Origin of the sequence: Campylobacter concisus (assembly GCF_902460845.1) — a bacterium.
Taxonomy (GTDB): domain Bacteria; phylum Campylobacterota; class Campylobacteria; order Campylobacterales; family Campylobacteraceae; genus Campylobacter_A; species Campylobacter_A concisus_X.
Window position 1 is genome coordinate 54,123 of sequence record NZ_CABPVS010000002.1, and the last position, 18,319, is coordinate 72,441.

The following is an 18,319-nucleotide window of genomic DNA, read 5'->3' on the forward strand; positions in this document are numbered from 1 at the left end:
ACTATTTAGCCCAAAAGAGGGCTAAAATTAAACATTAAATCTAAAGTGCATAACATCGCCATCTTGTACGATGTAGTCTTTGCCCTCAAGTCTCATCTTGCCAGCCTCTTTGGCTCCGTTTTCGCCGCCATGTGCGATATAGTCGTCATAGCTTATCACTTCAGCTCTGATAAAACCCCTCTCAAAGTCGTTGTGAATGACGCTTGCTGCTTTCGGTGCTTTCCAGCCCTTTGTAATCGTCCAAGCTCTTACTTCAACGACGCCAGCTGTGAAATAGCTTATCAAATTTAGCTTTGCAAAAGATGTTCTGATGATCTTTTCAAGGCCACTCTCGCTCGTGCCAAGAGAGGCTAGAAACTCGTGTGCCTCCTCGTCGCTTAGACCAATTAGCTCCTCTTCTACTTTGGCGCAAAGCTTGATCACCTCGTGGTCTGAGGCTTTTGCGTACTCTTTTAGCGCTTTTACAAATTTATTATCTTCGCTAAGCCCCTCTTCATCGACGTTTGCGCCATAAACTACCTCTTTGGCGCTTAGAAGCCTTAGCTCTTTGTTTAGTGCCAAAAACGCCTCACTATCTCTTTGCTCAAAGCTGCTCGCACTTTTGCCATCATTTAGGTGAGCAAGAAGTAAATTTGCTATCTCTAGCGCCTCTTTAGCACCTTTTGCATTTGCTTTTGCCTCTCTTGTGAGCTTTTCTATCTTTTTATTTAGTTGCTCGATGTCAGCTAGTATCAGCTCGGTTTGGATGATCTCGATGTCTCTTACTGGATCGACGCTGCCCTCGACGTGAGTGATGTTTTCATCCTCAAAGCAGCGAACTATGTGTAAGATAAGCTCGGTTTCTCTGATGTTTGATAAAAATTTATTGCCAAGTCCCTCGCCAGAGCTAGCCCCTTTTACAAGGCCTGCGATATCTACGAATTCGATGGTTGAATACTGAATTTTATTAGGACTTACTATCTTTGCAAGCTCATTTAGGCGCTTATCAGGCACTGGCACGATGGCTTTGTTTGGCTCGATAGTGCAAAACGGATAGTTTGCACTCTCGGCATTTTGCGCCTTTGTAAGTGCGTTAAATGTCGTTGATTTGCCCACATTTGGTAGGCCTACTATTCCAACTGAAAGTCCCATCAATTCTCCTTGCTAAGTGCTTGTAAAAAGTATAAATTCATCCTAACTCCTGCTCCACTCGCACCTGCTTGGTTGTATCCCCAAGCCTTTTCGCGGTATGCTGGGCCTGCGATATCAAGGTGTAGCCACTTATCTTTATACTCATCTTTGATAAATTTAGCTAAAAACATGCCAGCTGTGATCGCACCACCATATCTGCTTGATGCGCAGTTGCTAACGTCTGCGATCTGGCTTTTGATAAGCTCGCTAAGATAAGGGTTAAAATCAAGCGTAGTTGCTAGCTCGCCGCTATCTTTTATCTTGTTTTTAAACTCATTTTTTAGGCTCTCGCTGTTGCCCATGATGCCTGTCGTGTATTCGCCAAGTCCCACGACGCAAGCGCCAGTTAGGGTTGCCATGTCGATTAAGATGTCTGGTTTAAAGTCCTGCGCGTAGCTTAGGCAGTCAGCCAGCACCAAGCGTCCCTCCGCGTCGGTGTTTCTCACCTCTATGCTAACGCCACTTCTTGAAATAAGCACGTCGTCTGGCTTATAGGCGTTGCCGCCGATCATATTTTCAGTTGCGCCCAAAATGGCGTGAATTTCAAATGGTAAATTTAGCTCTGCTGCACCTTTTATGATGCCAAGTGCTGCTGCTGCACCGCTTTTGTCTGATTTCATAGTTAGCATATAATCAGCCGGCTTCAAGCTAAGTCCGCCGCTATCGTATGTTAGCCCTTTGCCAACAAAGATGATGCGTTTTTTAGACTTTTTAGGCTTGTAGGTTAGGTGGATGAGCCTTGGTTTATGCACGCTTGCGCGATTTACCGCCAAAAATGCGTTCATATTCTCTTTTGCTAGAAATTTCTCGTCATAGACCTCGCACTTTATGCTTGCGATGTTTTTGGCTAAATTTTGCGCATCCTCGGCCATCTTTTGTGGTGTATAAATTTCTGGGATTTCATTTACGATATCTTTTGCAAAATTTGTAGCACTTGCTATTATCTCTGCCTCTTTAAAGCCATCATTTGCAGCTTTTAGATCGACCTTTTTGCCAGCAAATTCTTCAGTAGAAAAGATGATCTCTTTAAGGGTGTATTTCTCTTTTTTCTCTTTATACTTGTTAAATTCATAACTTCCAAGCAAAAAGCCCTCAGCTAGCGCCTCAAAGCTTAGTTTTTGACACTCCGCTATGTAAGAAGCTAACTTTATGCTCTTAATATTTAGCGACTTTAGTGCGTTATAAGCTTTAGCAGCTGCAACTCTAAGCTCGTCAAGATCAAGCTTAAAAAGTGGCACGTAAGCCCTTTTTGCCTCGCTTAGGACAAGGACGCTCTCGCCTTTGTAATTGTTAAATTTAATAGCCTCTTTATCGCCTATAAATTTATGTTTTAAGTCCTTATCTACTACGAAAATTAGTTCAATATCAGCTTTTATATCTTTTAATTTTTTATCAACTATTTGAAACTGCATGTCTTCTATCTCTCCTTTCGTTTAAAATTTTATTTTCGATGCGCTTAAATGTATATATCAAAAGCCCCATAAATATAGCAACCACTGGGATAGCGACATACCAGTGCTCTTTTGCTTTTTGAAGCAGCACTAATATATGCTCGCCAAGTATCCAAGCAGGTATGGTGGTGATCGCCGCCCAGCACCAAGCGCTGATTAAATTTATAAAGGCATATTTTTTAGCGTCATAGCCGGTAAGTCCTATGCAAAGCGGTATGATGACACGAAAGCCATACATATAGCGTTGCAAAAAGATGATCGGCCAGCCGTATTTTTTCAGCATTATGTGCGCCACTGCAAATTTTCTCCGCTGCGTGTGAAGCCTTTTTGCGATGTATTTTTTATTGTAACGGCCAAGGTAGAAGTAAATTTGATCTCCCACAAAGCCTCCAAGTCCAGCCACAAAGATAGCAAGTGCGATGTGCATATGCGTGGTGTGAGCGAGAATTCCAGCCATTATTAAGGCCATCTCGCCTTCCATGATACACCAGACAAAAAGTATGATGTAACCGTACTCTTTAAGTAGTTCTATGAAAAATTCTTCCATTCTAAACCTCTAAAACGCTGTAAATTTTAGTAAGCGACTTTAGCTTTTCACTACCTTTTAGATCAACTAGATCTACGATAAAGCACGCTTCTACGCAGGTTGCGTTAGTTTGATTGATAAGCTCGATTGAAGCCTTTGCAGTGCCTCCAGTGGCTATGAGATCATCTATTAAAAGCACTCTTGCGCCCGCTTTTTCACCAAAAGCATCGATGTGAATTTGTACTTCATCGACGCCATACTCTAGGCTATATTTTTGAGAAAGCGTGATAAAAGGCAGTTTTTTTGGCTTGCGAATAGGCACAAAAGGCAGCCTCAGCCTTGCTGCAAGCGCTGCGCCAAAGATAAAGCCACGAGACTCGATGCCAGCGATGTAGTCGATATTTGCACCCTCGTATCTCGCCACTAAATGATCTATCAAAAAGTTAAATGCTTCTTTGTTGTTTAGTAGTGTCGTGATGTCGCGAAAGACTATGCCAGGCTTTGGAAAGTCGTTTATGCAGCGAATAGAGTTTAGTAAAAATTCTTTGCCTTTTTGATCTAAAATTTTCATAAATTTCCTTAAATTTGATGTTAAAGTAGCGCTTCGATTTTGCCTTCAAGCTCACGTATGCGTTGTCTTAGCTTGTCGTTTTCTAAGCGGTACTGGGAATTTCTTGTGCGAAGCGAGGTCACGTCGTTTTTAGTTTTGTTTAGCTCGTCTGTTAAGATGTCGATGTTACCGAGGCTTCGCTGAAGTTGGATCTGAAATTTTCTTATGACGACCTCGGTGTCTTGGAGGTTATTTTTCATAAAATCTTTTGTCGCACGCTCTTTTTTTAGAAGCGTTTTGAAGTAAAAAACCATAACAGTTAGGTAGATCGCAGCACAAACAAGAGCAGTAAAAACGATCCACTCGCCTATCATTTGTCTGCCTCAATCTCTATTTTTTTGACTCTTCTTTCGTGTCTACCGCCTGCAAACTCTGTCTTTAAAAATGTTTCAAGTGCTGCTGTGGCAACGCCAGCACCGATCACTCTTGCGCCAAAAGCGATAACATTTGCATCGTTATGTTCTCTCGCAAGTCTAGCGGTAAATTCGTCGTGACAAAGGGCACACCTTACGTTTTCATGCCTGTTTGCAGCGATTGAGATGCCGATACCTGTGCCACAAATGAGCACGCCGTAGCAGTCAGGCTCAAGCTTGCTCGCTAGCAAATGCGCATAATCAGGGTAATCAACGCTATTTTTGTCATTCGTGCCAAGGTCAATGACTTCATGTCCAAGCTTTTTTATGACTTCTTTTAGCTCTGCCTTTAGCTCTACTCCAGCGTGATCGCAAGCGATAAAAATTTTATCTATTTTCATGAAAAATCCAATAAATTTTTTACAGATTATAGTGAAAGTTGCATTAAAATAAAATTTTGCTTGCATATGATAAAAGGCTATAATTTGTGAAATTCTTAAAAGGGAAAAATATGAAAAAGACGCTCTTTTTAATGGCTTCAGTGCTAGCCTTTGCAAATGAAAATCTAATAGAGATCTACACAGATCAAACCATCATCACTCAAAAATTTAGTGACGCAAATAGCTCTTTTAGCGCCTTTGTGCCAGAGGGTGTGCAGAGTGAGAACATCACTATAAATGGGGATTGTGACGCGAATGCTTATCTAAAAAAGATCAGCGAAGAAAATAGCCCAAATTACATAAAATGGAAGCAAGAAGTCGCAAATTTAAACAATAAGCTTGAGGCGCTAAATGCAAGAGGTAGGTTTATAGAGCAAGCTTTGGTAGAAGAAAATAAAAGTAACGATGTGACAAAAAGGGCTGATGAGTTTTATAAATTTAGCCTAGAAAATATCGAGAAAATTTCAGCTGCTAAAAGTGAGCTTGAAGCGCTTAAAGAAAATGAGCCAAAAAGCGAGATGGCTGGATTTTTGCAGCTTGATATGAAATTTGCTTGTGATCCAAAAGAGGCGACGCTTTCATATATGGATGATGAGGCCCCAAAGACGCTAAATGAAATTTATGCAGACACAAAAAACAAAAATATCTTGATAAAACAAGAAATTTTGCTCACCAACCCATTTGCCAGCGATGTTAAAAATTTAAAGCTTGCTATCTATCCGACCAGATATCAAAAAGCGCTTGCTCCAAGCAAGTTTTACCCTTGGTACGAGGAGAGCGAGGCGGAGGCTGATGGATATGGTGCTTCAAAAAATATGCTAAGGGCTGCAAAAGTCACCGCTGAGGTCGCTGATATGCGTGTGCAAAGAGATGAGAATGAATTTGCCAAAATTTGGAAGATAGATGGGCTAAATTTAGCAAAAGGTGAGAGCAAATATATAACTTATGACACACAAAAAATGGATGCAAATTTTAGTGTTTTTGCTGATTTTTACGGCTCGCTAAAGGCATATAATGTGGCTAGTTTTAAGCTAAATGACGATCTAACTCCAGCTAAAACGCAGTTTTATGTTAATGGTGTGAGTGTTGGTAGTCCTAGCGAGTTTGAGATAAAAGCTAAAGATGAGGCCTCTCAGCTCTTTTTAGGACAAAACGAGCTAATCGAGCTTAAAAAAGAGCGCTTAAATAAATTTAAAAAGAGCTCGCTTCTTGGCAAAGAGCGCATAAGCGAAGAGGGCTATGAGATAAGTGTCAAAAATAACTCAAGTAAGAGTGTTGATGTCACTTTGGTGGAGCGCGTGCCAGTATCTGCTGATGAGGCGGTAAAGGTCGAGATAAAGGGCTTTGATAAAAAAGATATCAGCAAAGATGGCAAGGTGGAGCTTAAATTTAGCCTTGCACCAAAAGAGGAATTTAAAAAAGAGTACTCTTACAAGATCACAAAGCCAAAAATTTAGAGCAAATTTGCTCTAAATTTAGCCATTTATAAAGGCGCTTGCGATATCTAAAACGTATCTTGTTGGATAAAAGATAGTATCTTTTAAAGGCGAGATGAGGATGATGATAAGGATGACAAAGCCATATCGCGAGATGCCCTCTAGCTTTTCAGCCAGTGCGTGAAAGCCAAAATTTCTAAGCGCATACTCGAGCGCGTGAAAGCCATCAAGTGGCGGGATCGGATAGAGATTAAAGATGGCTAACATCAAATTTAAAAGCGCAAGCGTAAATAAAAACTGAAGTAAAATTTCAAAGGTTTCTATATTTAATAAAGCCTTTAGCACAAATAGCGACAAGATGCCTAAGATGACGTTGTAGCAGATGCCAGCTAGACTTACGTAGATAGCTGCCTTGTAGCCGCCATTTCGCACTACTGTGTAGGTATTTACAGGCACTGGTTTTGCCCAGCCAAACATCATACCAGTGCTTAGATAAAGCACCAAAGGAACTATTATGGTGCCCACTGGGTCGATATGTTTTATAGGATTTATGCTAAGCCTACCAAGATTTTTTGCAGTGTTATCGCCAAATTTATATGCAACATAGCCGTGAGCTATTTCGTGGCCTACAATGGCGATGACAAGTGCTATTACAATGCTAGCTATTCTAACCGGATCTATATTAGTGAAGTCCATCTACTTCACCTTCTTTTAGAGCTTTGTTTGTAAAAAATTCATCATTTTCTATCGTATCTACAAAGCGTCCGATACGCTCCCAGCGCACATTGTAGTTCTTGTCCCAGCTAAAATATATAAACCAAGGCTGACCGACTATATCTTTATATGACACACTTCCCCAAAAACGGCTATCATTTGAGTGATCGCGGTTGTCGCCTATCATGAAGTACTCATCCTTTGGCACTTTGACGTAAAATGCGTTAAAGTTAAAATTTGGATTTTGAGGAAGTGAGCTAATGGGCACTGGCTTCATAAAAACACTATCTTTATTTGTATTTAGCATGAAAATCATCTGCTCAAATAAATTTACATTTTCATCGTAGTGGATGCCGCTAAATCTATATGGCTCTTTTATGAAAAGCTTACCATCAAGCTCGGTTATATCGCTATATGAGTAGCCAAATTTGCTCTCTTTACCATTTAAATTTTCACGGCAGTTTGCCTTTATAAAATCATCTCCCTCTTTTGGACGCAAATACAAGGCTTTTTCGGTAAATACTATCTCATCTTCGCTTGTGGCAAAGCAGCGTTTTACAAAGTGGGTCTTTTCATCTTTTGGATAACGAAAGACAACTATATCGCCTCTTGCCGGACCATCGCCTGTGATAAGATGCCCATTGTCATTTAGCTCGGGTAAAATTTTTACTTCAAGCCATGGAATTCTTGGTGTTGGTATACCATAAACAAATTTTTTGGCGAATAAAAAATCACCAACCAAAAGTGTATTTTTCATTGATCCTGAAGGGATAACAAAGGCCTGAGCTACAAAAAAAATGACTAGTAAAACAATGATAATAGTGCCAGTCCAGCTCGAGCAAAAGTCATAAAATTTAGTAAAAAATTTTTTCATTATTGCGCTCTTTTGTGGCTAGCTATCTTTGCTTGGGCTGCAAGGATTGTATTATTTAAAAGCATCGCAATAGTCATCGGACCCACGCCTCCTGGAACTGGTGTGATGTATGAGCATTTTGGTGCGACTTTCTCAAAATCCACATCGCCTACAAGCCTGCCATCATCAAGTCTGTTTATGCCCACATCAACGACCACTGCGCCATCTTTTACCATATCAGCCTTTAAGAAAAATGGCTTGCCAATGGCTGCGACTATAAGGTCAGCGTTTTTACAAATTTCTTTTAAATTTTTAGTCTTGCTGTGAGTCACGGTAACGGTTGCCGAGGCGTTTAAAAGCAAATTTGCCATAGGCTTGCCAACAATGTTGCTTCTACCGATCACCACCGCGTTTAGTCCAGCCACATCAATGCCATACTCTTTTAAAATTTCCATCACGCCAAGCGGTGTGCAAGGCACAAAGCCATCAAGGCCGCTAACAAGTTTGCCAACATTTACAGCATGAAAGCCATCTACGTCTTTTGTTGGATCGATCATTGCCAAAACGGTGTTTGTATCTATATGTTTTGGAAGTGGTAGCTGCACTAAGATACCGTGGATGCTATCGTCTAAATTTAGCACATTTATAAGTGCTAGAAGCTCTGCTTGGGTTGTATTTTCACCTAGGCGGTGAGCTACGCTTTTTATGCCGTATTCATTGCAGGCTTTTTCTTTGGCTCTAACGTATGTTTGAGATGCTTTATCTTCGCCCACTAGGATAACAGCCAATGTAGGCTCTACGCCAAATTTTTTTAGTTCTTCAGCTCTTACTTTTACGCTTTCTTTGACCTTTAAAGATACGGCTTTGCCGTCTAAAATTTTCATATTGGATCCTTATTTAAAAGCTTTTTTAATCACAAGGGTGGTATCATACCTAAAATTAAATTAAATTTTTAAAAGAGAGGTTTATGCGGTCTATTTTTTTGTTTTTGCTTTTTTGTGTGGCGATTTTTGGTGCTGATTTTATCACAAAGACCGAGTACGCCAAGATGCTCTACCTAAATCCACGCGGCATAGGATGTGACAAATGCCACGGCACAAAGGGCGAGGGCAGTCTAATCTCTAAATACAAACACTTTGATAAAAAGGCAAACAAAACGGTTGACGATGAGCTTAGAGCACCAAAGATAAATGATATAGATTTTGAAAGCTTTAAAGCCGCTTTAACTAAGCCAAAAGGTGTCATGCCAAGCTACTTTTTGACAGACGAGGAGACTACGATTCTTTATGAATACATTACGAATAAGATAAATACTCCTTCAAAAGCAGTAAAAGCGCAAAATTTAAGCAAGCCAGTTTCCACTGATACGACGCAAAAACAGCTAGAGCAATCTTCCAAAGCCGCCCCTGCTACAAAACCAGCAGAGTTGGCTAAAACTACCCCAGTAAAACCAGCTGAGTCAGCAAAAACCGTCACTACACAAGCACCAAAGTCAGCAGCAAAACCAGCTGTAAACCCAAAAGATAATCAAAAAACAAATTTAAAAACACAAAATCAAAAGGATAAAAAATGACAAATAAAGAGGCATTTAGCGAAGCCAAAAAATATATCCCAGGTGGTGTAAATTCACCAGTGCGCGCATTTGGTAGTGTTGGTGGTGAGCCTGTGATGATAGATCATGCAAAGGGCGCTTATCTATACGATGTCGAGGGTAAAAAATACCTTGACTTTATCCAAAGCTGGGGTCCGCTCATATTTGGCCACTGTGACAAAGATATCGAAGAAGCTATCATCTCTGCTGTAAAACAAGGCGTATCTTATGGCGCTCCGTCTCCAAAAGAGACAGCTCTAGCAAAGCTAATATGTGATGAGTTTAAACAAATAGATAAAATTCGCTTCGTAAGCTCTGGCACAGAGGCCACTATGAGCGCTATCAGAGTGGCTAGGGGATATGCTAAAAAAGATGGACTAATAAAATTTGAAGGCTGCTATCACGGACACAGCGATGCACTTCTTATAAAAGCAGGAAGTGGCGCTACGACATACGGCAACGCTTCAAGCAGCGGCGTGCCACAAGATGTTGTGAAAAACACTTATCTAGCAGTTTATAACGATATCCAGAGTGTAAAAGCCATCTTTGAAAATAATAAAGACAAAATCGGCGTCGTCATAATTGAGCCAATCGCAGGAAATATGGGGCTTGTACCAGCTGATAAGAAATTTTTAGAGGAGCTTAGAGCGCTTTGCGATAAATTTGGCGCTGTGCTTATTCTTGATGAGGTTATGAGCGGTTTTAGAGCTTCTCGCCTTGGCTCATATCCATTTCACGAGGTGGACGCTGATCTCATCACATTTGGCAAGGTTATAGGCGGAGGCATGAACGTCGCTGCATTTGGTGGCAAGGCCGAGATAATGGACTGCCTAAGCCCAGAGGGCGCTGTCTATCAAGCAGGCACGCTAAGTGGCAATCCAGTGGCGATGAGCGCTGGTATAGCGGCTATTTCTAAGATAAATAGCGACGTAAATTTATACACTAGACTTGAAAAACTAGCTAAAAAACTAATGGAGGGCTTCAAAGAGGCAGCAAAAAGCGCTGGCATCACCATCCAAACTGATGTTCGTGGCTCTATGTTTGGCTACTTTTTTACAGATCATGCCGTAAAAAACTACGACGATGCGCTAAAGAGCGACACAAAGCTCTTTGCTAAATTTCACCAAGCGATGCTTAGACGCGGAATTTATCTAGCACCTAGCCAGTTTGAGACGGGATTTGTCTGCGATGCGATGAGTGAAGCGGATATCGATCTAGCGGTAAATGCAGCTAAAGAGGCATTTTTGGAGATAAAAGCTTAATGACAAAATTTAAGATAAAAGATATCGTAGCAGGGGCTGAGCAGCTAAGCCTTGGCGTTTCAATCGTAGTTGCGATCTTGCTTGGCACTGGGCTAGGATATCTTGTAAAAAAGGCTACAAATTTCACGCCAGCACTTTGGATAGGCTTTGCTATTGGCATCGCAGCTGCTATTTTAAACGTCTATAAAGCTTACAAAGCACAGATAAAAAGCTTAGATGAGCTAAAAGATGAAAGCAGATACAAAGGCCACACAAAAGACGATGATGAGGACGATTAGTAGGCTTTTGATTTGCTATTTTGCGCTTTGGCTGGCTCTTAGCGTGGTTGGCAAATTTATATCAAATCAATTTTTCATAAGCTCACAAATTTCATTTTTTGCTTCACTTATCATCTTAACAGCTAGTTTTTTTGCCTATAAAAACCGCATAAATTCTCGGCTAGAAAATGCAAGAGATGAAATTTTAGCCAATATAGAAGAAGAGGATGAAGAGGACGAAGAAATTTTGTCCCAAAATGAGGTAAAAGAGCTTAGCTTAAAAGACGAAAAAGCAAGGCTAAAAAAGCAAAAATTTTCATTTAAAGATAAGAGTTTTTTAGCAGCCTTTATGCCTTACCGCTTGGTGGCTTATGCGATACTTTTTTTTGGATTTATATTTTTAAAAAATGAAAATTTACTAAACGTGCCTGGCTTTTTAGTGGGGCTTGCTCCGATGCCTATTGGTGCTTTTGTCTTTGGGCTTATGGAGAATAAATTTAATACCGCAAAGGATACTGATGGCAAGTAGCTTTAGGATTATCCGCTCGATGGGGCCACTATTTTTAGGTATGAGCTTGCTTTTTATCGGAAATGGCCTAGTTATCGCATCTTGTAGTGCACTTCTTAAGCAAAACGGAGTGGGTGAGCTAGAGATTGGATTAATCAATACAGGCTTTTTTGTGGGTGCGTTAATTAGCACTATTACAGCTCACAGAGTCATCTCAACTACTGGTCACATAAGAGCCTTTGCCATCTTTTCAGCCATTTTTGCAGTCTCAGCTATGCTTCATGCGGTAAATCAAAATTTAGTATTCTGGGCGATCTTGCGTGCATTTTTGGGATATTGCTACTACGCGCTTTTGATGGTTATAGAAAGCTGGCTAAATGCAAAAATTCCAAATAAAATAAGATCTCGCGTGATAGCCTTTTATGAAGGCGTTTTTTACACAAGTTTTGGACTTGGCATTTTGATCTTGGCGCTTAATCTTAATACCTTTGAAATTTTCATAATAAGTGCAGCTTTTATCATGCTCTCAAGCATTCCATTAAATTTGATCCGTATAAATCAGCCTCAAATCCCAGAGCGTCAGCCCATAAATATCCCAAAAATTTTTGGTATCGTTCCGCTCGCTCTTGTTGGCGCGCTCATTGCAGGCTTAGCAATAAACGGCTTTTTTTCGATGGCAAGCCTTTTTGTTTTGCTTCAAGGATACGGCACAAAAGAGGCGTCATTTTTTATGACGGTTGCGATGATCGGAGGCTTTTTAGCTCAAGTTTTTATCGGTAGTTTCTCTGATAGATATGGCAGAAGGCCAGCTATTTTGCTTTGTAGTAGCGTGGCTTTAATAAGTGCGGTTTTGTTTTTGCTAAATGGCAAAAATTTGACGATTGAATATCTGCTTTCATTCTTTTTTGGAGCTGGAATTTTTTGCACATATGGACTTTCTCTGGCTAGGGCAAATGATGAGATCACAGACAAGACAAAGAGTGTGCAAGTCGCACGTGCTTTGCTATTTAGCTACTCTTTGGCTTCGCTTTTTTCGCCGCTTCTTATGAGCTATGCGATGAAAATTTTTGGAGCATTTGGCTTTATCTATGTTTATTTGGTACTTTTTGCTGGACTTATTTTATTTGCACTAACGCAAAAGACAATACCACAGCATATGAGAAAAGAGTACAACGACAGGCTCGTTGCAAGGACGGCTGGCATAGCTACTATTGAGCAAAATGGAAATTTTGCCGATAGAAAAAATAAAAAGTAAAAAATGAACGTAGGAAATTCTTTGAATATATCAAATACTTCGGTTCAAACTGGACAAAATACTACTCAAAATGTGCCAGTTCGTAAAAATGAAGGCTCGCTTTTTAAAAATCAGCCAAGCGTACAAACGCCTAGTGAGCAGAGCATTTCAGAGACACTTGATAATGTTGGAAAACTCGTTGCAAGAGTGCTTGATGATCTAAAAAGTGCTTCAAGTCTTAGCAAGGCTGAACAAATTTTATCTCAGGCAAAAGATACAAAAATCGCTCCAAATTTAGCCAGCGAGCTATCAGACCTTGCAAAAAGCTTAGAAGTAGAAGCAACGCAAAATGAAAGCCCTGAGATAAAGAGCCTTGCACTAAAGCTAAAAGAATTTCTAAAACCAATAGCCGATCTAAAAGCTGGCTCACTAAATGATCAGATCAAAAACTCAGGCGTAATGCTTGAAGCAAATTTAAAAGATGCACTTAGTCCAGAGAAGCTTCCAAGCTCGGTTCAGAAGCTACTAAGCGATATAAAAAATCTCTCAAGCGGGAATTTGCTAAATCAAATTTTAACCCTAAATGATGAAAAATTAGACAATCAAAACTCTTTTTCAAAGCTTGCTTCTATACTTGAAAAAGCGAGTAGCAATGCAAAAAACATCCTTGATAACTCAAATATAAAAACCCTTTTAAAAGATGTTGATAAGCTTGATAGTGTGGTTAAATTTTTAGATAAAAATTTTTCAAAAGATCAAAATGGCGAGCTAGTAAAAAATCAAATAGGCAAAATGCAAAATTTCATCTCAAATTTAAGCGAGAAAGTCGCAAGCCTAGCAAATGAAAAGCTAAATCAAAATTTTGGTTTTAGCCAAAATCACAAAGAGCTAAAAACTATCCTTGATAGCATAAAAAACGATCTAAAAACGCTAAATAATATAGGCGATGAAGCAGGGCTTGTAAAAGCGTTTAATGAGATGAGCGATGTTTCAAAGGATGGCAGCTTGCAAGATAAGCTTCAAAGTGCGGCGAGACGTCTTGCTCATAGCCTAAGTCTTGCTGATGCTAAGGCAAGTTTGGCTAAAAATGAGCTAAGTGAGAGTAAGGCACTTTTAAAACAACTAAATCTCGCCACAAACGATATAAATAACATTACGACTAAAAATAGTGGCGAAATTTCAAAAGTGCTAAGCCAAGATATAAAAAGCACGCTTTTAAATATCAGTGAAAAGAGTCAAAACCCGCAAAGCGTAAATGCCGCAAATAAGATGATTTCACAGATCGAGATGCATCAAATGATATCAAGCCTTCAAGGCGGGATTCAAACTTATATGCCTTATATTTGGGATGGCGTTGAGGGTGGAAATATCGCATTTAAGCAAGGCAAAAAGGATAAATTTTACGCTCAGATCGATCTAACTTTTAAGAAATTTGGACAGATAAATGTGATGGTTGGACTTATTGATAAAAGATACATCGATCTTTCGGTAGCTACGCAAACAAATGAGTTTAAGGAGCTAATCCTCTCAAACTCTAGCGAATTAAAACAAGCAATATCAAAGCTTGGACTTATAGTTTCAAACTTTAATATCAAAACTTTGTCAAAAGTGAAGCTAAATGATAGATTTAAAAAATTTGGTGGCCTTGATGTGGGCTTTGATAAGAAAATTTAATGCAAGTAAATAAGAAAAAAGCAGTAGCTCTTGGCTACAACAGATCTAAAGATAATGCTCCAAGAGTGCTGGCTAGTGGCGCTGGAGAGATAGCAAATAGAATAATTGATCTTGCAAAAGAGCATGATATACCGATCAAAGAGGATCCTGATCTTATTGAAATTTTAAGCAAGGTTGAAGTTGATCAAGAAATTCCACCAAATTTATATAAAGCTGTTGCTGAAATTTTTAGCTTTTTATATAAGATTACAAAGAAATAATCTATGAATTTGCTTAAAAATTAGCAAGGCATATAAAGAGTGGCAGGGATATTGACGATATACAAAAAGTGGCGTAAGCTAAATATTAAATTAAAATTTTAAAGGCTATTTGTGGCACAAAAATTAATATTAATAGGGGCATCTACTGGCGGGCCTGGACATTTAAAAAAGTTATTAAAAAACGTAAAACTAAATGGAGCTATCATTGTGATAGCCCAGCACATGAATAAAATGTTTATAAATTCTTTTGCTATGCAAATCGGAAAAGAGTGCGGCTTGGATGTTGAAATTTTAAATGAGAGGAAAATTTTAAAAGAAAATACCGTATATGTCTGTGAACAAAATGTAGTGGTGTCGCCAAATTTACCAATCAGTGCAAAGCCAAATACAGAAGAAAAGACTATATATACGCCAAATGTTGATGTGTTGTTTAAATCTGGAGTTGGAATTTGTAAGAGCGCAAATGTCTTAGCTATCTTGCTAACTGGCATCGGAGATGATGGTGCATCTGGGCTTGATAAGCTTTATAAGGCTGGAGCAAAATGTATAGCTGAAAATGAAGAGAGCGCGATAGTTTATGGTATGCCAAAACGTGCAAAAGAGCTAAATCAAAGCTTAAAATCATTAAATCTAACTATGATAAAAAAAGAGCTGGAGGATTTTTTAAATGCTATTAACTAATGACGCAAAAGATACAAAAACAATGCAAACAAATACTTCACAAGATATGGATAGTTTTAATGAATTTATGAATGTTATCAAAACTCTTTGCGGAGTTGATCTGGAGCCAAAAAGAGATATCACATTGCAGCGAATTACCATTTTTATTAGAGATCGCCAGATAAAAAGCTTTAAAGATCTTGTTTCGATGATAAGATATAACTCAAGCTTGCGACAAGACATTTTAAATCTAGTAACTGTAAATGAGACTTATTTTTATAGAGAGTTGCCTCAACTTAAAGATGTGATATATTATGCAAAGGAGCTTGGAGGAGCTAGAATTTTGTGTGCTCCTTGCTCTACTGGAGATGAGTCATATTCTCTTGCAATGCTTGCTTATGAGATGGGATTTAAACAGCATGAAATTTCAATCGTAGGTATAGACATAAACTCAGAAGCCATAGCAAGCTGTCAAAATGGTATTTTTTGTGAGAGGAGCTTGCATAGGTTAAGCGATTTTCAAAAAGAGAGATTTTTTACAAAAGTCGATGATAAATTTAAGATAAAAAAAGAAAACTTACCAAGGTGTGAGTTTAAAATTTTAAATGTTTTTGATGATGCTATTTTTAATCTAGGAAAATTTGATATCGTGCTTTCAAGAAATATGATGATCTATTTTGATGATGATTTTAGATTAAAATGTGTTGAGAGGCTTCATAAATTGCTTAAGCCAGATGGTAGGCTTTATGCTGGGCACGCCGATCTTGTGCCTTACACTCCAGCTTATGAAAAACGCTTTTCAAATGGAACTACCTACTATTTGAAAAAATAAAAATTTACCAAGTCGCCTTTTAACTTAGGCGACTTAATTTAAAAACAATCACCTTATTTTGTAGCTTTTTAATACTATGTGATAGTGAAAAGCTCCTATAAAAAAGAGGCTTCCCATAAAACTTGCAATCATCTCAACGCTAAGTCCAATATCATAAAGCAGACCAATGATAAATGAAATGAGAGCACTAAAGCCAAGAAAAACCATATCGTTATATGCAATCACTCGGCCATAAAATTCTTTTTTACAGTTTTGCTGAAGCATCGTATAGGTGTAGCTCCAAAGACTTGATGTGCAAAATCCAGCAAAGATAATGCCAATAAGCGATAGATAAAAATTCCAAAGCGATAAAGCCCAAATAATGATACCAAGGCCTTGACCGATATATACGAAAATAAGCGTGTTTTTATTTATAAATTTACTAAGTATGGCTGGAGCAAACATAAGCGAAATGGACCTTGAGGTATTTAATAATCCTATAATTAGCGATGTCGAGAGCAAATTTGCATATTTGTAATCAGCTAAAAGTGCGATCAATGCATCATAAGCAGTAATGCCAACAAATGCGTGCAAAAATATAAGATGCACGATAAGCCTGTTTTCTTTTAAATACACAAGGCCATTTTTTAGCATTTTTAGTGGTTTTTCTATAAATTCTGGCTTTAGGCTTTGTAAATTTAAAAAATATAAAAATCCAAAGCTAAGAATGTATAGTATGCCATCAAGCAAAAAGGCGCTTTTAATGCCAAAAAAGTGTATGTAAACTCCAGCAAGCCCCATGCCAGCAGTGTATGAGACCGCCCAGATGATAGAGTGGATCTCGTTTGCGAGTTTGAGATTTTCTTTGCTTAAAATTTTTGGCAGCACGCTCATCTCTACTTGAAAATACATTCCTCCAGTGCCATTTCTAACAAAAATGATAAGTAAAAGTAGCCATAAAAAATCAAGTGAGTCTATAAAAAGAAGCATGAAAACGCTTATCGTCTCAACCGCCATCATGATGACAAGCATCGGTTTTGGGCTAAATTTATCAACTAAAATTCCACTAAACGGAGCTATGACAACACCTGGGATAAATGCCATCGCTGCACTTAGAGTAATCGCCCAAACAGGAGCGTCAAGCTTGATAAGAAGTGTAAAAATACCTGTGTGCGAAAACCATACGCCAAAATAGCATATAAGCTGAATGATGCTTAAGAGGCGAAAATTTTTCTCTTCTTTTAAAAGTTTAAGATATTCTTTCAACTTATTGATTCCACATTAGCGTTATTTGCTCTATCTTTGTTTCATCTGGTATATCGTTTAGGCTTGTTATCTCTTTGGCAAGTGGATTTTTTAGTGTGATTAACATATCGTGGCTATCTATTTTTAGATAGATATTGTTTTTGTCACTACTAAATTTAGAGATAACGAGAGAATTTTTTATATCTTTGAAATTTGATTTAAGGCTGATATTTTCTGGAGTTTTAAACTCGTTTGAGTAAATCTCAATGCTTGTGATAATGCCATTTAGCAAGGTGTATTCAAAAATTCTTTCATTTTTGTTTGTTACGATGTAACTGCTTTCTTTTTTTGTGTTATCCCGTTTTATGTTTTTTGAGCCATAAATTTTTATCACATCTCTATTTGCTGATTCGTTTGTCAGCTCTGCAAAAAAGCCTTTGCCAAAGAGATTTTTTTGATCTTTATCTTTTTTATATCGTCCGCTTATGTGAGCATTTTTACAAATTTTGTCATTTGCTACTAGAAAAATTGCATTATTTATTCTGTGTATGCTTAGAGCAATGCCTTTTTCATCTAAAAGGTAAAAAATTCCTTTGTCGTAAAGTAGCTCAGAGCTAAACTCGCAAAGTGGCGAGCCATTTTTTAATGATGAATAAAAGCTTATTTTTGCACCATTTTTACTTGGTACGATTACGATATCTAAAAAACTATCTTTGTTTTTAAATTTATAAAATTTAGCAAAAAAACTATCTTTGTAAGCTTTATTTACCGGCTCGAAATTATAAATTTGAGCTAGCACGCCAACTCGCTTATTTTTCTTGTCATCAAGTTGAAGAAGTGAGTTTTTATTTGGCGCAAAGTAGCTAAGATTGCCATTTTCATCTTTTAAAATGATAGCACTATCATCAACATCAAATGTGCCATTTTTTTCAACCAAGCTTACTTCTTTATCCATAGTAAGCATTGTTTTTGTGTAGGTTTTATCTTTATTTAGCGTAATGATAGTTTTTATGCCTTCGCAGTTTGGGCAAGGCAAAATAGTGTGAAAACTACTATAAATTGAGTTTGGAAGTATTAGCTTTTCTGGCTTTTTGGGTGTATTTGCCTGAACTAGCGGTTTGTCTTCTTTTGTTGCATTTTGTGTGCTTTGTTTTGGCTCTAAATTTTCATTTTTTGCGCAGCCAAGGATGAAAAATGAGATAAGTATGGCAAAAAGATATTTCATTTGCAACTCCTTAAAAATTGCAAAATTATATCATTTTGC

Annotated in this window: 21 protein-coding genes; 10 read left to right on the top strand and 11 right to left on the bottom strand. The window is 38.2% G+C overall.

Features of this window, described 5'->3' with window-relative positions:
- Positions 1–27: 27 nt before the first annotated feature.
- From ychF to rpiB, 6 genes are read right to left on the bottom strand one after another with little or no spacing between them, the layout of a single operon-like run.
- On the bottom strand, positions 28–1,131 hold the full coding sequence (ychF, locus tag F3H00_RS01890; RefSeq protein WP_107698065.1) for a redox-regulated ATPase YchF: 1,104 nt from the start codon (positions 1,129–1,131) through the stop codon (positions 28–30).
- On the bottom strand, positions 1,131–2,582 hold the full coding sequence (locus F3H00_RS01895; protein WP_103600510.1) for a leucyl aminopeptidase: 1,452 nt from the start codon (positions 2,580–2,582) through the stop codon (positions 1,131–1,133). Before F3H00_RS01895 ends, ychF begins: the two co-directional genes overlap by 1 nt.
- Positions 2,563–3,168, bottom strand: coding sequence for a DedA family protein (locus F3H00_RS01900; RefSeq protein ID WP_021083652.1), 606 nt, complete (start codon positions 3,166–3,168; stop codon positions 2,563–2,565). Before F3H00_RS01900 ends, F3H00_RS01895 begins: the two co-directional genes overlap by 20 nt.
- Before the next feature lies 1 nt (position 3,169).
- Entirely contained in the window at positions 3,170–3,718 is a 549-nt protein-coding gene (apt, locus tag F3H00_RS01905) for an adenine phosphoribosyltransferase (protein ID WP_148798208.1), read from the bottom strand.
- A gap of 20 nt (positions 3,719–3,738) precedes the next feature.
- Complete coding sequence (locus tag F3H00_RS01910) at positions 3,739–4,071, bottom strand: hypothetical protein (protein WP_002939538.1); 333 nt, start codon at positions 4,069–4,071, stop codon at positions 3,739–3,741.
- On the bottom strand, positions 4,068–4,511 hold the full coding sequence (gene rpiB / locus F3H00_RS01915) for a ribose 5-phosphate isomerase B (protein ID WP_072594987.1): 444 nt from the start codon (positions 4,509–4,511) through the stop codon (positions 4,068–4,070). The genes F3H00_RS01910 and rpiB overlap by 4 nt, the downstream gene beginning before the upstream one ends.
- Before the next feature lie 110 nt (positions 4,512–4,621).
- Between rpiB and F3H00_RS01920 the strand changes: the two genes are divergently transcribed.
- Positions 4,622–6,007, top strand: a complete 1,386-nt coding sequence (locus F3H00_RS01920) for a DUF4139 domain-containing protein (RefSeq protein WP_148798209.1) — start codon at positions 4,622–4,624, stop codon at positions 6,005–6,007.
- A gap of 18 nt (positions 6,008–6,025) precedes the next feature.
- On the opposite strand, the gene F3H00_RS01925 is transcribed toward F3H00_RS01920, so the two are convergent.
- Genes F3H00_RS01925 through folD form a run of 3 tightly spaced genes read right to left on the bottom strand, consistent with a single transcriptional unit; the run spans position 6,026 to position 8,437 of the window.
- Entirely contained in the window at positions 6,026–6,682 is a 657-nt protein-coding gene (locus tag F3H00_RS01925; protein WP_148798211.1) for a site-2 protease family protein, read from the bottom strand.
- Positions 6,669–7,574, bottom strand: coding sequence for a signal peptidase I (lepB, locus tag F3H00_RS01930; RefSeq protein ID WP_148798212.1), 906 nt, complete (start codon positions 7,572–7,574; stop codon positions 6,669–6,671). Before lepB ends, F3H00_RS01925 begins: the two co-directional genes overlap by 14 nt.
- The gene (gene folD, locus F3H00_RS01935) at positions 7,574–8,437 is read right to left on the bottom strand and encodes a bifunctional methylenetetrahydrofolate dehydrogenase/methenyltetrahydrofolate cyclohydrolase FolD (RefSeq protein ID WP_148798214.1); all 864 of its coding nucleotides are present in this window, start codon (positions 8,435–8,437) and stop codon (positions 7,574–7,576) included. The genes lepB and folD overlap by 1 nt, the downstream gene beginning before the upstream one ends.
- An 83-nt stretch (positions 8,438–8,520) precedes the next feature.
- Here folD and F3H00_RS10730 point away from each other — a divergent pair, with 83 nt between their 5' ends.
- The 9 genes from F3H00_RS10730 to F3H00_RS01980 all read left to right on the top strand — a co-directional run bounded on the left by F3H00_RS10730 (position 8,521) and on the right by F3H00_RS01980 (position 15,831).
- Positions 8,521–9,126: a c-type cytochrome gene (locus F3H00_RS10730; RefSeq protein WP_148798216.1), complete on the top strand. Its 606-nt coding sequence runs from the start codon at positions 8,521–8,523 to the stop codon at positions 9,124–9,126.
- On the top strand, positions 9,123–10,406 hold the full coding sequence (hemL, locus tag F3H00_RS01945) for a glutamate-1-semialdehyde 2,1-aminomutase (RefSeq protein WP_148798218.1): 1,284 nt from the start codon (positions 9,123–9,125) through the stop codon (positions 10,404–10,406). Before F3H00_RS10730 ends, hemL begins: the two co-directional genes overlap by 4 nt.
- A complete protein-coding gene (locus F3H00_RS01950; RefSeq protein ID WP_148798220.1) occupies positions 10,406–10,684 on the top strand; it encodes an AtpZ/AtpI family protein in 279 nt (92 codons plus the stop codon). The genes hemL and F3H00_RS01950 overlap by 1 nt, the downstream gene beginning before the upstream one ends.
- Positions 10,635–11,192, top strand: a complete 558-nt coding sequence (locus F3H00_RS01955; RefSeq protein WP_223155226.1) for a hypothetical protein — start codon at positions 10,635–10,637, stop codon at positions 11,190–11,192. Before F3H00_RS01950 ends, F3H00_RS01955 begins: the two co-directional genes overlap by 50 nt.
- Complete coding sequence (locus F3H00_RS01960) at positions 11,182–12,426, top strand: MFS transporter (RefSeq protein WP_087576777.1); 1,245 nt, start codon at positions 11,182–11,184, stop codon at positions 12,424–12,426. Before F3H00_RS01955 ends, F3H00_RS01960 begins: the two co-directional genes overlap by 11 nt.
- A 21-nt stretch (positions 12,427–12,447) precedes the next feature.
- Positions 12,448–14,079 (top strand): flagellar hook-length control protein FliK, encoded by a 1,632-nt coding sequence (locus F3H00_RS01965; protein WP_187424069.1) that lies wholly within the window; start codon positions 12,448–12,450, stop codon positions 14,077–14,079.
- On the top strand, positions 14,079–14,339 hold the full coding sequence (locus F3H00_RS01970; protein WP_021090972.1) for a FlhB-like flagellar biosynthesis protein: 261 nt from the start codon (positions 14,079–14,081) through the stop codon (positions 14,337–14,339). The genes F3H00_RS01965 and F3H00_RS01970 overlap by 1 nt, the downstream gene beginning before the upstream one ends.
- Positions 14,340–14,450: 111 nt before the next feature.
- Positions 14,451–15,020, top strand: a complete 570-nt coding sequence (locus F3H00_RS01975) for a CheB methylesterase domain-containing protein (RefSeq protein ID WP_021090732.1) — start codon at positions 14,451–14,453, stop codon at positions 15,018–15,020.
- Positions 15,007–15,831, top strand: a complete 825-nt coding sequence (locus F3H00_RS01980) for a CheR family methyltransferase (protein ID WP_149703673.1) — start codon at positions 15,007–15,009, stop codon at positions 15,829–15,831. Before F3H00_RS01975 ends, F3H00_RS01980 begins: the two co-directional genes overlap by 14 nt.
- 48 nt (positions 15,832–15,879) lie before the next feature.
- On the opposite strand, the gene F3H00_RS01985 is transcribed toward F3H00_RS01980, so the two are convergent.
- On the bottom strand, positions 15,880–17,076 hold the full coding sequence (locus F3H00_RS01985) for an MFS transporter (protein WP_148798224.1): 1,197 nt from the start codon (positions 17,074–17,076) through the stop codon (positions 15,880–15,882).
- A gap of 1 nt (position 17,077) precedes the next feature.
- Entirely contained in the window at positions 17,078–18,280 is a 1,203-nt protein-coding gene (locus F3H00_RS01990; protein WP_149703674.1) for a copper resistance protein NlpE, read from the bottom strand.
- Positions 18,281–18,319: the final 39 nt, after the last annotated feature.